The organism is Cellulomonas olei (genome assembly GCF_039548315.1).
In the GTDB taxonomy this organism is placed as follows: domain Bacteria; phylum Actinomycetota; class Actinomycetes; order Actinomycetales; family Cellulomonadaceae; genus Cellulomonas.
The window spans coordinates 43,188-57,946 of the sequence record NZ_JBCLVN010000002.1 but is presented as its reverse complement, the minus strand read 5'-3'; the positions used below and the strand labels follow the sequence as shown (position 1 = coordinate 57,946).

Annotated in this window: 13 protein-coding genes; 12 read left to right on the top strand and 1 reads right to left on the bottom strand. The window is 73.4% G+C overall.

Annotated elements, in window-relative coordinates; all coding sequences use genetic code 11:
* Nucleotides 1-54: 54 nt before the first annotated feature.
* Nucleotides 55-1,353, bottom strand: a complete 1,299-nt coding sequence (locus AAHH18_RS01090; protein WP_343300252.1) for an MFS transporter — start codon at nucleotides 1,351-1,353, stop codon at nucleotides 55-57.
* A 90-nt stretch (nucleotides 1,354-1,443) separates the two neighbouring features.
* On the opposite strand from AAHH18_RS01090, the gene AAHH18_RS01085 reads away from it, so the two are divergent.
* The 12 genes from AAHH18_RS01085 (at nucleotide 1,444) to nrdF (ending at nucleotide 14,708) form a co-directional block, all read left to right on the top strand.
* Nucleotides 1,444-2,052: a sugar O-acetyltransferase gene (locus AAHH18_RS01085; protein ID WP_343300251.1), complete on the top strand. Its 609-nt coding sequence runs from the start codon at nucleotides 1,444-1,446 to the stop codon at nucleotides 2,050-2,052.
* The gene (locus AAHH18_RS01080) at nucleotides 2,039-2,632 is read left to right on the top strand and encodes a TetR/AcrR family transcriptional regulator (RefSeq protein ID WP_343300250.1); all 594 of its coding nucleotides are present in this window, start codon (nucleotides 2,039-2,041) and stop codon (nucleotides 2,630-2,632) included. Before AAHH18_RS01085 ends, AAHH18_RS01080 begins: the two co-directional genes overlap by 14 nt.
* A 93-nt stretch (nucleotides 2,633-2,725) precedes the next feature.
* Entirely contained in the window at nucleotides 2,726-3,313 is a 588-nt protein-coding gene (locus AAHH18_RS01075; protein ID WP_343300249.1) for a M15 family metallopeptidase, read from the top strand.
* 513 nt (nucleotides 3,314-3,826) lie between these two features.
* Nucleotides 3,827-5,692: a molecular chaperone DnaK gene (dnaK, locus tag AAHH18_RS01070; RefSeq protein ID WP_283318906.1), complete on the top strand. Its 1,866-nt coding sequence runs from the start codon at nucleotides 3,827-3,829 to the stop codon at nucleotides 5,690-5,692.
* Entirely contained in the window at nucleotides 5,689-6,315 is a 627-nt protein-coding gene (locus AAHH18_RS01065) for a nucleotide exchange factor GrpE (RefSeq protein ID WP_343300248.1), read from the top strand. The genes dnaK and AAHH18_RS01065 overlap by 4 nt, the downstream gene beginning before the upstream one ends.
* Nucleotides 6,316-6,418: 103 nt before the next feature.
* On the top strand, nucleotides 6,419-7,426 hold the full coding sequence (locus AAHH18_RS01060) for a DnaJ C-terminal domain-containing protein (RefSeq protein ID WP_283318908.1): 1,008 nt from the start codon (nucleotides 6,419-6,421) through the stop codon (nucleotides 7,424-7,426).
* Between the two features lie 68 nt (nucleotides 7,427-7,494).
* Complete coding sequence (locus AAHH18_RS01055) at nucleotides 7,495-7,941, top strand: heat shock protein transcriptional repressor HspR (protein WP_283318909.1); 447 nt, start codon at nucleotides 7,495-7,497, stop codon at nucleotides 7,939-7,941.
* Nucleotides 7,942-8,020: 79 nt separating this feature from the next.
* Nucleotides 8,021-10,153, top strand: a complete 2,133-nt coding sequence (locus AAHH18_RS01050) for a threonine/serine exporter family protein (protein WP_343300247.1) — start codon at nucleotides 8,021-8,023, stop codon at nucleotides 10,151-10,153.
* Between the two features lie 557 nt (nucleotides 10,154-10,710).
* The gene (gene nrdH / locus AAHH18_RS01045; RefSeq protein WP_222170737.1) at nucleotides 10,711-10,956 is read left to right on the top strand and encodes a glutaredoxin-like protein NrdH; all 246 of its coding nucleotides are present in this window, start codon (nucleotides 10,711-10,713) and stop codon (nucleotides 10,954-10,956) included.
* Between the two features lie 83 nt (nucleotides 10,957-11,039).
* Nucleotides 11,040-11,456, top strand: coding sequence for a class Ib ribonucleoside-diphosphate reductase assembly flavoprotein NrdI (gene nrdI, locus AAHH18_RS01040; RefSeq protein ID WP_343300246.1), 417 nt, complete (start codon nucleotides 11,040-11,042; stop codon nucleotides 11,454-11,456).
* 35 nt (nucleotides 11,457-11,491) lie between these two features.
* Nucleotides 11,492-13,597, top strand: a complete 2,106-nt coding sequence (gene nrdE / locus AAHH18_RS01035; RefSeq protein WP_343300305.1) for a class 1b ribonucleoside-diphosphate reductase subunit alpha — start codon at nucleotides 11,492-11,494, stop codon at nucleotides 13,595-13,597.
* A 136-nt stretch (nucleotides 13,598-13,733) separates the two neighbouring features.
* Entirely contained in the window at nucleotides 13,734-14,708 is a 975-nt protein-coding gene (gene nrdF, locus AAHH18_RS01030) for a class 1b ribonucleoside-diphosphate reductase subunit beta (protein WP_222170735.1), read from the top strand.
* Nucleotides 14,709-14,759: the final 51 nt, after the last annotated feature.

The window sequence follows — 14,759 nt, the reverse complement described above, 5'->3', positions numbered from 1 at the left end:
GTCCGGCCGGGTGAGGCCGCGTCGGTCCGGTCTCGTCGTGCGCGGTCGGGCGCGTCAGGCGCCGGGCGACGCCGCCGGCCCACCCGAGGCGGTCACGGGCTCCTCGTCCGGCTCGGTCGCGGCCGCGCGCGTCAGCAGCACCCGGCCCACCCCGGCGACGACGAGGCCCGACACGACGACGCTCAGCAGCGCGACCCGCAGGCTCGAGGCGTCCGCGATCACGCCCACCACGGTCGGCGACACCAGGAACCCGACGCGCAGCAGCCAGCTGACGACGGTCAGGCCGACGCCGGCGGGCAGGCCGGGCAGCTCGTCCGCGGTGTGCATGACGGCGGGCACGAGCGTCGCGACGCCGAGACCCGCGAGGGCGAACCCGGCGAGCGTCGTCGCCAGTGACGGCACGGCGAGCATCCCGCCGGCCCCGACCGCGATCGCGAGGCCGCCGACGCGCGCGACGCGCCGCTGCCCGAACCGGTCGACGACCCGGTCTCCGGTGAGCCGGCCGACGGTCATCGCGACCTGGAGGGCGACGAACGCCAGCCCGGCGGCGGCCGCGCCGGTGCCGACCTCCGTGCGCAGGTACAGGGCGCCCCACGAGGACCCGGCGTCCTCGACGAACGCGCCGCAGGCGGCGAGCACGCCGAGCGCGGCGAGCAGGAGGACGGCGTGGCCCGCGACGCGCCGCCGGGGCGCCGGTGCGGGGGCGTCGGCCGCGGGCGCGTCGGCTGCGGCGCCGGCCGTGGCCCGCTCGGCGTCCTCGGGCCCGCGCAGCAGGAACCGGTGCGCGACGACGGCGACGACCGCGAACACCGCGGACGTCGTGGCGATGTGCGCGGGCAGCGGCACGCCGAGCCCGGCGGCGGCCGACCCGACCAGCCCGCCGAGCACCGCGCCGACGCTCCACAGGCCGTGGAACGCGTTGACGATGGAGCGCCCGTAGAGCCGCTGCACCCGGAACCCGTGCGCGTTCTGCGCGACGTCGATCACGGCGTCGAGGGCGCCCGCGAGCAGGAGCAGCCCGGCCAGCGCGGCCCAGCTCCCGGCGAGCGGCACCAGCGCCACGGCGACCGCGAGCGTGACCAGGCCGGACGACGCGACGGCGGCCGACCCGAGGCGCTGGATCAGCAGCGGCGCGAGCAGCCCGGCCAGCAGGGCGCCGAGCGGCATCGCGGCGATCGCGGTGCCGAGCGCGGCGTTGCTCAGGCCGAGGTCGGCCTTCACCTCGGGCAGCCGCGGCACGAGGTTCGCGTACAGCACGGCGTTGACCAGGAACACCATCGAGACGGCGACGCGGGCGCGCCGGGCGACCGGCGTCACGACGGCTGCTGAGGGTGCTGCGGGGGAGGCGGGCATGGGGCTCCGGCGGTGGGTCCGGGTGCCGGCGTCGGCGCCCGCGGTCGGGGTGCGTCGTCGAGCGTACACACGATGTGTACGCTCGTACACATGAGCGATCGCGACTACTTCGCCGGCGACCCGCGCACCAACCGCGAGCGGATGCTCGCCGGTGACCTGTACATCGCGGACGACCCGGAGAGCGAGCGCATCGCGCGCCGGGCGACCGTCCTGGTCGAGGAGTACCGGCTGGCCGTGATCGCGGCCGACGACGCCCGCGCCCGCCGCGTGCTGACGGACCTGCTCGGCTCGCTCGGCGAGGGCGCGTTCATCAAGCCGCCGCTCGCCGTCGACTACGGGGAGAACCTCCACGTGGGCGCCCGGACGTTCGTGAACTCCGGCCTCACGGCGCTCGACGTCGCGACGATCACCATCGGCGAGGACTGCCAGATCGGCCCGGACGTGCAGCTCCTGACCCCCACGCACCCCCTCGACCCGCAGCCGCGGCGCGACAAGCTCGAGGCCGCCGAGCCGATCACGCTCGGGGACAACGTCTGGCTGGGCGGCGGCGTCATCGTCTGCCCCGGGGTGACCATCGGGGACGACACGGTGGTCGGGGCCGGCGCCGTCGTCACGCGGGACCTGCCGGCGGGCGTCGTGGCCGTCGGGAACCCGGCGCGCGTGGTGCGGCGCCTCGACGAGCCCCGTGAGCAGGTCTGAGGTGGCCGCCGCCGGGCAGCCCCGCAGGCGCCGGCACGACCCCGACCGGCGCGACCGCATCGTCGAGGCGTGCCTGGAGGTCATCGGCGCGGAGGGCGTCGCGGGCACCTCGGCCCGCCGGATCGCGGCCGCCGCGGACGTCCCGCTCGGCTCGATCACCTACCACTTCGCCGACGTGGACGCGCTGCTGCACGAAGCGTTCGAGCGGTTCGCCCGGCGCGTGAGCGACCGGTTCGAGGCCGCGATGGCCGGCGCCGCGACCCTCGACGAGGCACGCGACGCCGTCGTCCGCCTGATCGGCACGGACGTGCTCACCGACCCCCGCGAGCTCGTCCTCACCCACGAGCTCTACACGCTGGCCGCCCGCGACCCGCGGTACCGGCGCCTCACGCACGCCTGGATGGCGCGCAGCCGCGCCGCGCTCGAGCGGCACTTCGACCCGCCGACCGCCCGGCTGCTGGACGCGCTCATCGAGGGGCTGTCGATCCACCGTGCGCTGGACACCGAGCCGCACGACATCGCCGAGGTGGAGCGCGCGGTGGCGCTGGTGACCCGGAGGCCGGCTCCTCCCGCGGGGTGACGCCGACCGGACCCTTCGGTGGTGCCGGGCGGGTGGGAGGACCGGCCCGGGAGCCGATGCCCCGGGGTGCCGCCGCTTCCTAGCGTCGAGGGCATGACGAGCCTGACCAGCGACAGCGTCCCCACCCACCTCTCGAGCACGCGGCGGCACGCGGCCACGCTCGCCCTCGCCGCCCTCGCGGTGGTCGTCGCGGCGGGGCTCGCGCTGCAGGGGTTCGGGCCGGGTGGCGGGCGCGGCGCCGGCACCTCGCAGAACGGCTGGCCCGAGATCACGTCCGGCGACGACCCCCGACTCGTGCGTCTCCCCTGGGTGACGGGCCGGGTCCTGGGCGGCGACGTCGCCACCGTCCTCGGGTACGTCGCCGAGCGGTTCGACTCCGAGGTGGAGCCCGTCGACGCCGACGCCTCGTGGGGCTGGGCCCACCGCCCGGTCCGCGGCCGGGAGGTCCTGTCCAACCACGCCTCCGCCACGGCGATCGACCTCAACGCCCCGCTCCACCCGATGGGCGTGCGCGGCACGTTCACGGACGAGCAGGTCGCGGCGATCCGGTCGATCCTCGCGGACGTCGCGCCCGCGGTCGCGTGGGGCGGCGACTACGCCGACCGGCCCGACGAGATGCACCTGGAGATCGTCGGGGCCCCGGACGTGGTGGCGGAGGTCGCGGCGCGGCTGCGGGGGTGAGCGCGCGTCAGCGGCCGGTGGGTGCCTCCAGCTCGGCCGTGCGGCCGACGAGCGCGGGCGGGGTCCGTCCGGCCCCGGGCGTGTGCGGGTTGCGTGCGAGGTCCACGTCTCACCAGCTCTCAGCCTGTATCAGAAGGTCCCTGAGATGCGCTGACAGGCCCTGATCGCGACTGGGGACCGCGTGCGAGCCGGGCCGCGACCTTCCCCTCAGCCCTCCGTCCCCGCGGCGCCCACACCGAGACACCAGGACACGCCCGGGGGTTCAGCCGCCGGCTCGGCGTGTCCTGGACTCTCGATCCCGCGAGGCCCCCGCGCGGCCGGCGCTCGCCTGCTTCGCTCGGGGAATGCCCCGCCACGCCGCAGAGTTGAGCCATGTGGACTCAAGTTCGCGCCCGCCGAGTTGCCACAGCGCCCGGGGCGGCGCAGACTTGAGTGCAGCAGGCTCAAGGCGACCGGCCCCGCTCCGGGGTGCGCGGCGCCGGACCCACGCAGCACGACGAAGGAGCGACAGACATGGCACGAGCAGTCGGCATCGACCTGGGCACCACCAACTCCGTGGTCGCCGTCCTCGAGGGCGGGGAGCCCACGGTCATCGCCAACGCGGAGGGCGCCCGCACGACCCCGTCGGTCGTCGCGTTCTCCAAGACCGGCGAGGTCCTCGTCGGTGAGGTCGCCAAGCGGCAGGCCGTCACGAACGTCGACCGCACCATCGCGTCCGTCAAGCGCCACATGGGCACGGACTGGACGACCGAGATCGACGACAAGAAGTACACCGCGCAGGAGATCTCCGCCCGCGTGCTCGGCAAGCTCAAGCGCGACGCCGAGGAGTACCTGGGCGAGCCCGTCACCGACGCGGTCATCACCGTCCCGGCGTACTTCAACGACGCCGAGCGCCAGGCGACGAAGGACGCGGGCCAGATCGCCGGCCTCAACGTCCTGCGCATCGTCAACGAGCCGACCGCGGCGGCCCTGGCCTACGGCCTGGAGAAGGGCAAGGAGGACGAGCTGATCCTCGTCTTCGACCTCGGCGGCGGCACGTTCGACGTCTCCCTGCTCGAGGTGGGCAAGGACGACGACTTCTCGACCATCGAGGTCCGGGCGACCTCCGGCGACAACCGCCTCGGCGGCGACGACTGGGACAGCCGGATCGTCGACTGGCTGGTCGGCCAGGTGAAGAACTCGACCGGCGTCGACCTGGCGAAGGACAAGATCGCCGTCCAGCGCCTGCGCGAGGCGGCCGAGCAGGCCAAGAAGGAGCTGTCGTCCGCGACCAGCACCAACATCAGCCTGCAGTACCTCTCGATGAGCGAGAACGGCCCCATCCACCTGGACGAGAAGCTCACCCGGGCGCAGTTCCAGCAGATGACGGCCGACCTGCTCGAGCGGACCAAGGCGCCGTTCCACGCGGTCATCCGCGACGCGGGCATCAAGGTCTCGGACATCGACCACGTGGTGCTCGTCGGCGGCTCCACCCGCATGCCGGCCGTGGCCGACGTCGTGCGCGAGCTGACCGGCGGCAAGGAGCCCAACAAGGGCGTCAACCCGGACGAGGTCGTGGCCGTCGGCGCCGCGCTGCAGGCCGGCGTCATCAAGGGCGACCGCAAGGACGTCCTGCTGATCGACGTGACCCCGCTGTCCCTCGGCATCGAGACCAAGGGCGGCGTGATGACCAAGCTCATCGAGCGCAACACGGCCATCCCGACCAAGCGCAGCGAGATCTTCTCGACCGCCGAGGACAACCAGCCGTCCGTGCTGATCCAGGTGTTCCAGGGCGAGCGTGAGTTCGCGCGGGACAACAAGCCGCTCGGCACGTTCGAGCTGACCGGCATCGCGCCGGCCCCGCGCGGCGTCCCGCAGATCGAGGTCACCTTCGACATCGACGCGAACGGCATCGTGCACGTGTCCGCCAAGGACCGCGGCACCGGCAAGGAGCAGTCGATGACGATCTCCGGCGGCTCCGGCCTGCCGAAGGACGAGATCGACCGCATGGTCAAGGAGGCCGAGGCGCACGCCGCCGAGGACAAGAAGCGTCGTGAGGAGGCCGAGACCCGCAACTCCGCGGAGCAGCTCGTCTACTCCACGGAGAAGCTGCTCGCCGACAACGACGACAAGCTGTCCGACGACGTGAAGACCGAGGTGAAGTCGGCCGTCGACGACCTGAAGAAGGCGCTCGAGGGCGAGGACGTCGCGGAGGTCCAGGCGAAGCAGGCCGCCCTGGTGACCGCCAGCCAGAAGATCGGCGAGGCGCTGTACTCGGCGAACCAGCAGGCCCCCGCGGGCGACGCCCCGGCGGACGGCGCGGCCGACTCCGGCGCGTCGGCGCAGGACGACGACGTGGTGGACGCCGAGATCGTCGACGACGAGGGTGACAAGAAGTGACCGACGAGCCGACCCCGCAGGGGCGTGACCCGGAGGACGCCCCGCGCGTGACCGACAAGCGCCGCATCGACCCGGAGACGGGCGAGCTGCGCGAGCCGACGCCCGAGGAGGCGGTCCTGGCCGAGGCCGAGGAGGCCGCGACCGCCGCCGAGGAGGCCGTGGTGCTGGAGGGGCTGGTCGAGGCGCAGAAGCTGGCGGCCGAGCGGCTGGACGAGCTCCAGCGCCGGAACGCCGACTACTACAACCTCGAGCAGCAGTACTCGGCGTACGTGAAGCGGTCGAAGTCCGAGGCCCTCACGGCCCGGGACCAGGGCGTGGCCGCCGTCGCCGAGGCGCTCATCAGCGTGCTCGACGACATCGAGCTGGCGCGCCAGCACGGCGACCTGGTCGGCCCGTTCGCGTCGATCGCGGAGAAGCTCGAGGGCACCCTCGGGCGGTTCGGGATCGAGCGCTACGGCGCGGCCGGCGAGCCGTTCGACCCGACGGTGCACGAGGCGCTCATGCACGGGCACTCGGCCGACGTCTCCGAGCCGACCGTGCAGCAGGTGCTGCAGCCGGGCTACCGCATGGGCGAGCGCATCATCCGCGCCGCCCGGGTGGCGGTCGTCGACCCGGAGGCGTGACGAGCAGGATGAGGGCCCGGCCGCGTGACCGCGCGGCCGGGTCCCGCCCGGCCCGGGCCCTGACGCGGGCCCGGACCGGTGGAGCAGAGCGGAGGGAGGCGTCGTGAGCGGGCAGGACTGGCTGGAGAAGGACTTCTACGCCGTGCTGGGCGTCCCCAAGGACGCCGACGCGGCCGCGATCAAGAAGGCGTACCGCAAGCTCGCCCGCACCATGCACCCGGACCACAACCCCGGGGACGCGGTCGCGGAGGCCAAGTTCAAGGAGGTCGGCGAGGCGTACGCCGTGCTGTCCGACCCCGAGCAGCGGCAGCAGTACGACCAGCTGCGGGCCATGGCGGGCGGTGCGCGGTTCCGCGCGGGTGCCGGTGGCCCGGGTGGCGCGCAGGCGGGCGGGTTCGAGGACCTGTTCGGCGGCGTGTTCACCGGCGGCGGCGGGTCGCGCGTGCGGTTCCCGCAGGGCGGCGGCGGTGCGGCGGGCGGCGGCGCGGGCGGTGCCGGCGGGTTCGAGGACCTGCTCGGCGGGCTGTTCGGCGGCGGCGGGTTCGGCCAGGCCCGCACGGCGCGCCGCGGCGCGGACCTGTCGGCGGTCACCACGCTGCCGTTCCGGCAGGCCGTCGAGGGCTCGACCGTGGCGCTCGGCGTCGAGGGACGCACCGTCAAGGCGCGCATCCCCGCCGGCGTCCGCGACGGCCAGAAGATCCGGCTGCGCGGCAAGGGCCGGCCGGGCGAGCACGGGGCGCCCCCCGGCGACCTCGAGGTCACCGTGCGGGTCACGCCGCACCCGGTGTTCGCGCTCGACGGCAACAACCTGCGGGTGACGCTGCCGGTCGCGTTCGACGAGGCCGCGCTCGGCGCCGAGGTGCCCGTGCCGACGCTCGACGGCGGCACCGTGCGGCTGAAGATCCCGGCCGGCACGCCGTCCGGGCGGACGCTGCGGGTCAAGGGCCGCGGCGTCACGACGTCGTCCGGCACGGGGGACCTGCTGGTCACCGTGCAGGTGGTCGTCCCGCAGCGGCTCAGCGCCGCGGCGAAGGAGGCCGTGCAGGCGTTCGGCATCGCGACGTCCGGCGAGGACCCGCGCGCCGAGCTGCTGGCGCGCGCCCAGGAGTGAGGCACCGCCGGGCGACCGGGGCCTGACGGTCCCGGTCGCCCGGCGCACGACGGCAGGAGGTGGTGGGGATGGTCTCGGAGGACGCGCAGGTCTACGTGATCTCGGTCGCCGCCGAGCTCGCCGGCATGCACCCGCAGACGCTCCGGCAGTACGACCGGCTCGGCCTCGTGCAGCCCGGCCGCACGCGCGGCCGCGGGCGGCGGTACTCCCTGCGGGACATCGCCACGCTGCGCGAGGTGCAGCGGCTCTCCCAGGAGGAGGGCGTCAACCTCGCCGGCATCAAGCGCATCCTGGAGCTCGAGTCCCAGGTCGAGCGGCTGCGCCGGCAGGTCGAGTACCTGCGGGCGTTCGCCGAGCCCGGTCGGCGCGTGTTCACCGCCCACCCCTCGGGCGACGTCGTGGCGATGGGGCCGCTCGGGCGCAGCCAGCGCCGGTCCGCCGAGCCCGCCGCGGAGGACCCCCGAGCCGCCGGGGCGCGCGGGGCGATCGTGCTCTGGCGGCCCTCCGGGCGCTGACGCGCGACGTCGCCCGGCGCGCGCCGGGCGAGGTCGCCTACCGTGGCAGGCGACGGGCCGGACGGACGAGGCGGGCACGATGCGAGGCAGGACCCCGGCGGCGGGCGCCGCGCTGCTGCTGGCGGCGGTCCTGACGCTGCTCGGGTCCGGGCCGGCGGCCGGGAGCCCCGGCGGGCCCGTCGCCGCCCGCGACGCCGCGGTGGTCGCCGCCCGGCCGGCCGCGGCGACGACCGTGGACGGCGGCGGTCCGGCGGCGGACGGCGGGGGGTCCGGCGCTGACGCCGCGGCGCCCGAGCAGCCCGTCCCCACGCCGACGCCGACACCGACACCGGTGCCGACCACCGCGCCCGTGCCGACACCCGACCCCACCCCGTCGCGCGCGCCGCAGCCGGAGCCGCGCCCGACGACCACGCCGACCCCCGTGCCGGAGCCGACCCCCGTCGCGCCGGGGACGCCGTCGCCCGCTCCGACGCCGACGTCCGTGGCACCCGGCGGGTCCGGGACGGACGACGACCGGCCCGCGCCCGGCCGGCGCCCCGCCACACCGCCCGCGGCCACGACCGCGACGACGCCGTGGGGGCAGCTGCTGGGCGCGCTGGCGGTCGTCCTCGCGGGTGCCGTCGCGGTCGTCGTGGTCTCCGCGCGCCGCCGGGCGGCTGCGGCCGCCGCTGCCGCCGCGGCACCGCACGGGCCCGCGGCGGACCCGGACGCGGCGGGAGGCGGGAGCGCGGCCTCCGACCCCCCGGGGCCGGAGGAGGTGCTGCGCCTCATGGTCACCGCCGGCGAGGCGATGATCGACGCCGGCCACACCGTCTCCTCCGTCGCGGAGGCCCTCGACGACATCGCCGTCGCGCACGACGTCCACGGCGCCGAGGTCGTCGTGCTGCCCACGGCGCTGCTCGTGTCGGTGCCGCAGGGGTCCGCCGTCGCCACCGCCGTGGTGTCGACGGGGCGGCGCCCGCTCGACCTGTACCAGGTGGACGACCTGGCGGACGTGCTGCGCGACGCCGCCGCGCCCGCGGACGCCGGCCCCCGCCCGACGCCCGGGTCGCTGATCGGCCGGATCGCGGACCTGCGCGCCGCGCCGCGGCCGTTCGGGCCCGTGGCCCGGCTCGCGGGCTACCTGCTGCTGTCCGTCGGCCTCGCCGCGCTGCTCGGCGGGTCCTGGGTGGACCTGCTCGTCGCCGGCGGGCTGGGCGTGGCCGTCGGCGCGGTGCAGCTCGCCGTGCCGCCGCTGTCCAGCGGCCCCCAGGTGGCGCTGACCATCGCCGCGGCGTTCGGGGTGGCGCTCGCGGTGCTGCTGCTCGCCCGCGTGGTGCCCGGCCTCGGCGTGCTGCCGTCCGTCGTCGCGCCGCTCGCGCTGTTCCTGCCGGGCGGTCTGCTCACCACCGGGGTGATCGAGCTCGCGGCGGGCCAGATGCTGTCCGGCGGCGGGCGGCTCGCGGCGGGCACCATGCAGCTCGCGCTGCTGGCCGGCGGCATCGTCGGGGCCGGCGCCCTCGTCGGCATCCCCGAGCTCGACCTCACCGCGTCGTCCCAGCCGCTCGGCCCGCTCGCGCCGTGGGCGGGGGTCGTGCTGTTCGGCGTCGGGACCGTCGTCTTCCGGTGCGCCCGGCCGCGGACCACCGGCTGGGTCGTCCTGGTGCTCGCGGTCGCCTACGGCGCGCAGGTGGTCGGCGGGACGCTGCTCGGCGGGGTGCTGTCCGCGTTCGTGGGTGCGCTCGTCATGACGCCGGTGGCGCTCGCGGTCGCGCGGTTCCCGTCCGGCCCGTCGCCGCTCGTGTCGTTCCTGCCGGCGTTCTGGATGCTCGTCCCCGGTGCGCTGGGCCTCGTGGGCGTCGCGACCCTGCTCGACGGCGGCAGCGGGGCCCTGTCCACCCTCGTGTCGACGGCCTCCACGATGCTCGGCATCGCGCTCGGGGTGCTGCTGGGGCTGTCGGCCTCGCGGGCGCTGCCCGGCCTGCCGCACCGGCGCGGCGGCGACGGCCTGCCGGGCACGGCGGTCGTGGGGCGGCGGGTGCCCGTCGCGGCTGCGGGAGCCTCCGCGCCCGGTGCCGGTGCACGCGCGGCCGACCGCGCGGCCGACCAGGCGGACGACGGGGTGGCGGCTGACCGGGCGGGCGGCGGGGGTGTCGCGGACGCCGACCGCCGCGGTGCGTCGCCGGGCACCGACCCCGCCGCGCCGCCCGCCCCCGACACTCCGCGGATCTGACCGCCCCGCCGCCGGTCGGCCGGGGGTGTTCGGATCCGTTCGTGCGGGCGCGCCGGGCGTGTCCGTGCGAACGGATCCGAACGCGGCCAGGGGGTGGGGGAGGGGGTCGGGGCACGCGCGCGTCCGGTCCGCGACACGCCGGCGGGCGCGACACGCCGGACCCGGATCACGTCCGCGGCGGGCGTGCGCGTCGTCGTCCACAGGTGGACCCGGGTGTGGGTGACCTGGGGACGACGAGGGGCTCGCTGTGGACGACGCAGCAGGTCCCGCGGGTCGCCGTCGGGCGGGCTGTGTGTCAGTGGTCGGTCGTAGCCTGTGGATGAAGCCGGACACCACGACTCCGTGCACAGCCTGTGGAGAACGACACGCGTGTAACACCAGCACTTGTGGTCCCTTGCCGGACGCACCACTAGGTGTAGTGTTCTGACTCGCCGCTCGACGCGGGGCCCCGGCCACCGGGAGACCCGCCGACGCGGCCCAGGACGAGCACCACCAGCAGTGCGGGGCGGGCGCGGGGGCGCACGTACCAGCGAGGCCTTTCACACCGGGGAGACACGATGACCATCACCGTCTACAGCAAGCCGTCGTGCGTCCAGTGCAACGCGACGTACCGCGCCCTGGACAAGGCCGGGCTGGAGTACGAGGTCGTCGACATCACCGAGGACGCCGACGCGCGTGACTACGTCATGTCGCTCGGTCACCTGCAGGCGCCCGTCGTCGTGGCGGACGGCCACCACTGGTCGGGCTACCGCCCCGACCAGATCAAGGCGATCGCCGACCGCGCCGCGGTCTCCGTCGCCTGACGTCGCCGCCCGCTGACCCGGGCGGCCCGGCCGCGACCCTGCACGATCCACGATCCGACCGGGGCGAGGGGGATCGACGAGCGATGAGCTCACTGGTCTACTTCTCCAGCGTCTCGGAGAACACACGCCGATTCGTCGACAAGCTGGGCATCGACGCCGCGCGCATCCCGCTCCGCCCCTCCGAGCCGTTCCTCCGCGTCACCGACCCCTACGTGCTGGTGGTCCCGACGTACGGCGGCGGCAACGAGGGCGGCGCGGTGCCGCGGCAGGTCGTGAAGTTCCTCAACGACGCATCGAACCGTTCCCTCATCCGCGGCGTCATCGCGGCGGGGAACACCAACTTCGGCGCTGCCTACTGCATCGCCGGGGACATCATCGCCGCGAAGTGCCAGGTCCCGTACCTGTACGCCTTCGAGCTCATGGGAACGACCGAGGACGTCACGCGCGTCCGAGAGGGATGGGGACGATTTTGGCAGCGACAGTCACGGATGCCGGCCTGACCGACGGCACGCAGGTCGTCACCATCACGCCCGAGATGGACTACCACTCGCTCAACGCGATGCTGAACCTGTACGGGCCGAACGGCGAGATCCAGTTCGACAAGGACCGGGAGGCGGCGCGGCAGTACTTCCTGCAGCACGTCAACCAGAACACCGTCTTCTTCCACGACCTCGAGGAGAAGCTGGACTACCTGGTCACGAACAAGTACTACGAGGCCGAGGTCCTGGCCCAGTACGACCACGAGTTCATCAAGCGGCTCTTCAAGCACGCGTACTCGAAGAAGTTCCGGTTCCAGACGTTCCTCGGCGCGTTCAAGTACTACACCTCGTACACGCTGAAGACGTTCGACGGCAAGCGGTACCTGGAGCGGTTCGAGGACCGCGTCGCGATGGTGTCGCTGACGCTGGCGGCCGGCGACGAGACGTTCGCCCTGCAGCTCGTCGACGAGATCATCTCCGGCCGGTTCCAGCCGGCCACGCCGACGTTCCTCAACCTCGGCAAGGCGCAGCGCGGCGAGCCCGTGTCCTGCTTCCTGCTGCGCATCGAGGACAACATGGAGTCGATCGCGCGCGGCATCAACTCCGCCCTGCAGCTGTCGAAGCGCGGCGGCGGCGTGGCGCTGCTGCTGTCGAACATCCGCGAGCACGGCGCGCCGATCAAGCACATCGAGAACCAGAGCTCCGGCGTCATCCCCGTGATGAAGCTGCTCGAGGACTCGTTCTCGTACGCGAACCAGCTCGGCGCGCGCCAGGGCGCCGGCGCGGTGTACCTGCACGCGCACCACCCCGACATCATGCGGTTCCTCGACACCAAGCGTGAGAACGCGGACGAGAAGATCCGCATCAAGACCCTGTCGCTGGGCGTCGTCATCCCGGACATCACGTTCGAGCTGGCGAAGAACAACGAGGACATGTACCTGTTCTCGCCGTACGACGTCGAGCGCGTCTACGGGGTGCCGTTCGCGGACGTCAACGTCTCCGAGAAGTACCGCGAGATGGTCGACAACGGCGAGATCCGCAAGAAGAAGATCAACGCCCGCGACTTCTTCCAGACGCTCGCCGAGCTGCAGTTCGAGTCCGGCTACCCGTACATCCTGTTCGAGGACACGGCGAACCGCGCGAACCCGATCAAGGGCAAGATCACGCACTCGAACCTGTGCTCCGAGATCCTGCAGGTCTCGACGCCGTCGACGTTCAACGAGGACCTGTCCTACGCCGAGGTCGGCCGCGACATCTCCTGCAACCTCGGCTCGATGAACATCGCGCTGGCGATGGACTCCCCGGACTTCGGCCGCTCGGTCGAGACGGCGATCCGCGCGCTGACCGCGGTGTCGGACCAGACGGACATCGAGTCGGTGCCGTCCGTGAAGAAGGCGAACCGCGGCGGCCACGCCATCGGCCTCGGGCAGATGAACCTGCACGGCTACCTGGCGCGCGAGCACGTCTACTACGGCTCCGACGAGGGCCTGGACTTCACGAACATCTACTTCTACACGGTGGCGTACCACGCGATCCGCGCGTCGAACCTGCTGGCGAAGGAGCGCGGCCAGGCGTTCCTCGGCTTCGAGGACTCGACGTACGCCTCGGGCGAGTACTTCCGGAAGTACATCGAGGGCACGTGGGAGCCCCGTACCGCCCGGGTGCGGGAGCTGTTCGCGACGGCCGGCGTGCACATCCCGACGCAGGACGACTGGCGGGCGCTGGCGGAGTCGGTGCGCGAGCACGGGCTCTACAACCAGAACCTCCAGGCGGTCCCGCCGACGGGCTCCATCTCGTACATCAACAACTCGACCTCCTCGATCCACCCGATCGTGTCGAAGATCGAGATCCGCAAGGAGGGCAAGATCGGCCGGGTCTACTACCCCGCGCCGTTCATGACCAACGAGAACCTGGACTACTACCAGGACGCGTACGAGATCGGCTACGAGAAGATCATCGACACGTACGCCGAGGCCACGCAGCACGTGGACCAGGGCCTGTCGCTGACGCTGTTCTTCAAGGACACCGCCACCACGCGCGACATCAACCGGGCCCAGATCTACGCCTGGCGCAAGGGCATCAAGACGCTCTACTACATCCGCCTGCGGCAGATGGCGCTCGAGGGCACCGAGGTCGAGGGCTGCGTGTCCTGCATGCTCTGAGCGACCGGCGCCGGCCGGGCCCGCGGGCCCGGCCGGCGCGTCGGTCCCGGGGTGCAGGATGGGGAGCAGGACGTCGCGGGCCCCGGCCCGCAGCCGCGGTCGGCGCGGCGAACCACGACACGACGATGGAGCAGTGATGGCGGAGAAGCTGAAGTTGATCGACCGCGTGCAGGCGATCAACTGGAACCGGCTCGAGGACGACAAGGACCTCGAGGTCTGGGACCGGCTCACGGGCAACTTCTGGCTGCCCGAGAAGGTGCCGCTGTCCAACGACATCCAGTCGTGGGCGACGCTCACGGAGACCGAGAAGCAGATGACCACCCGGGTGTTCACGGGCCTGACGCTGCTCGACACCATCCAGGGCACGGTCGGCGCCGTCTCGCTGATCCCCGACGCCCTCACCCCGCACGAGGAGGCGGTGTACACCAACATCGCGTTCATGGAGTCGGTGCACGCCCGCTCCTACTCCTCGATCTTCTCGACCCTCATCTCCACCCGGGAGATCGACGAGGCGTTCCGCTGGTCGGAGGAGAACCCGAACCTGCAGCGCAAGGCCGAGATCGTCCTCAACTACTACCGGGGCGACGACCCGCTCAAGCGCAAGGTCGCCTCGACGATGCTCGAGTCGTTCCTGTTCTACTCCGGCTTCTACGCGCCGATGTACTGGTCGTCGCGGGCCAAGCTCACCAACACGGCCGACCTGATCCGCCTGATCATCCGCGACGAGGCGGTGCACGGGTACTACATCGGCTACAAGTTCCAGAAGGGCCTGGAGAAGCTCACGGAGGCGGAGCGCCAGGAGCTCAAGGACTACACGTTCGAGCTGCTCTTCGAGCTGTACGACAACGAGGTGGAGTACACCCAGGACCTGTACGACCCCCTGGGCCTCACCGAGGACGTCAAGAAGTTCCTGCGCTACAACGCCAACAAGGCCCTCATGAACCTGGGCTACGAGGCGCTGTTCCCGCGCGACGAGACGGACGTCAACGCCGCGATCCTCGCCGCGCTGTCGCCGAACGCCGACGAGAACCACGACTTCTTCTCCGGGTCGGGCTCGTCGTACGTCATCGGCAAGGCCGTGAACACCGAGGACGAGGACTGGGACTTCTGATCCCGGCCTGAACCGCACACCGACGACGACGCCCCGGACCCTGGTGGGTCC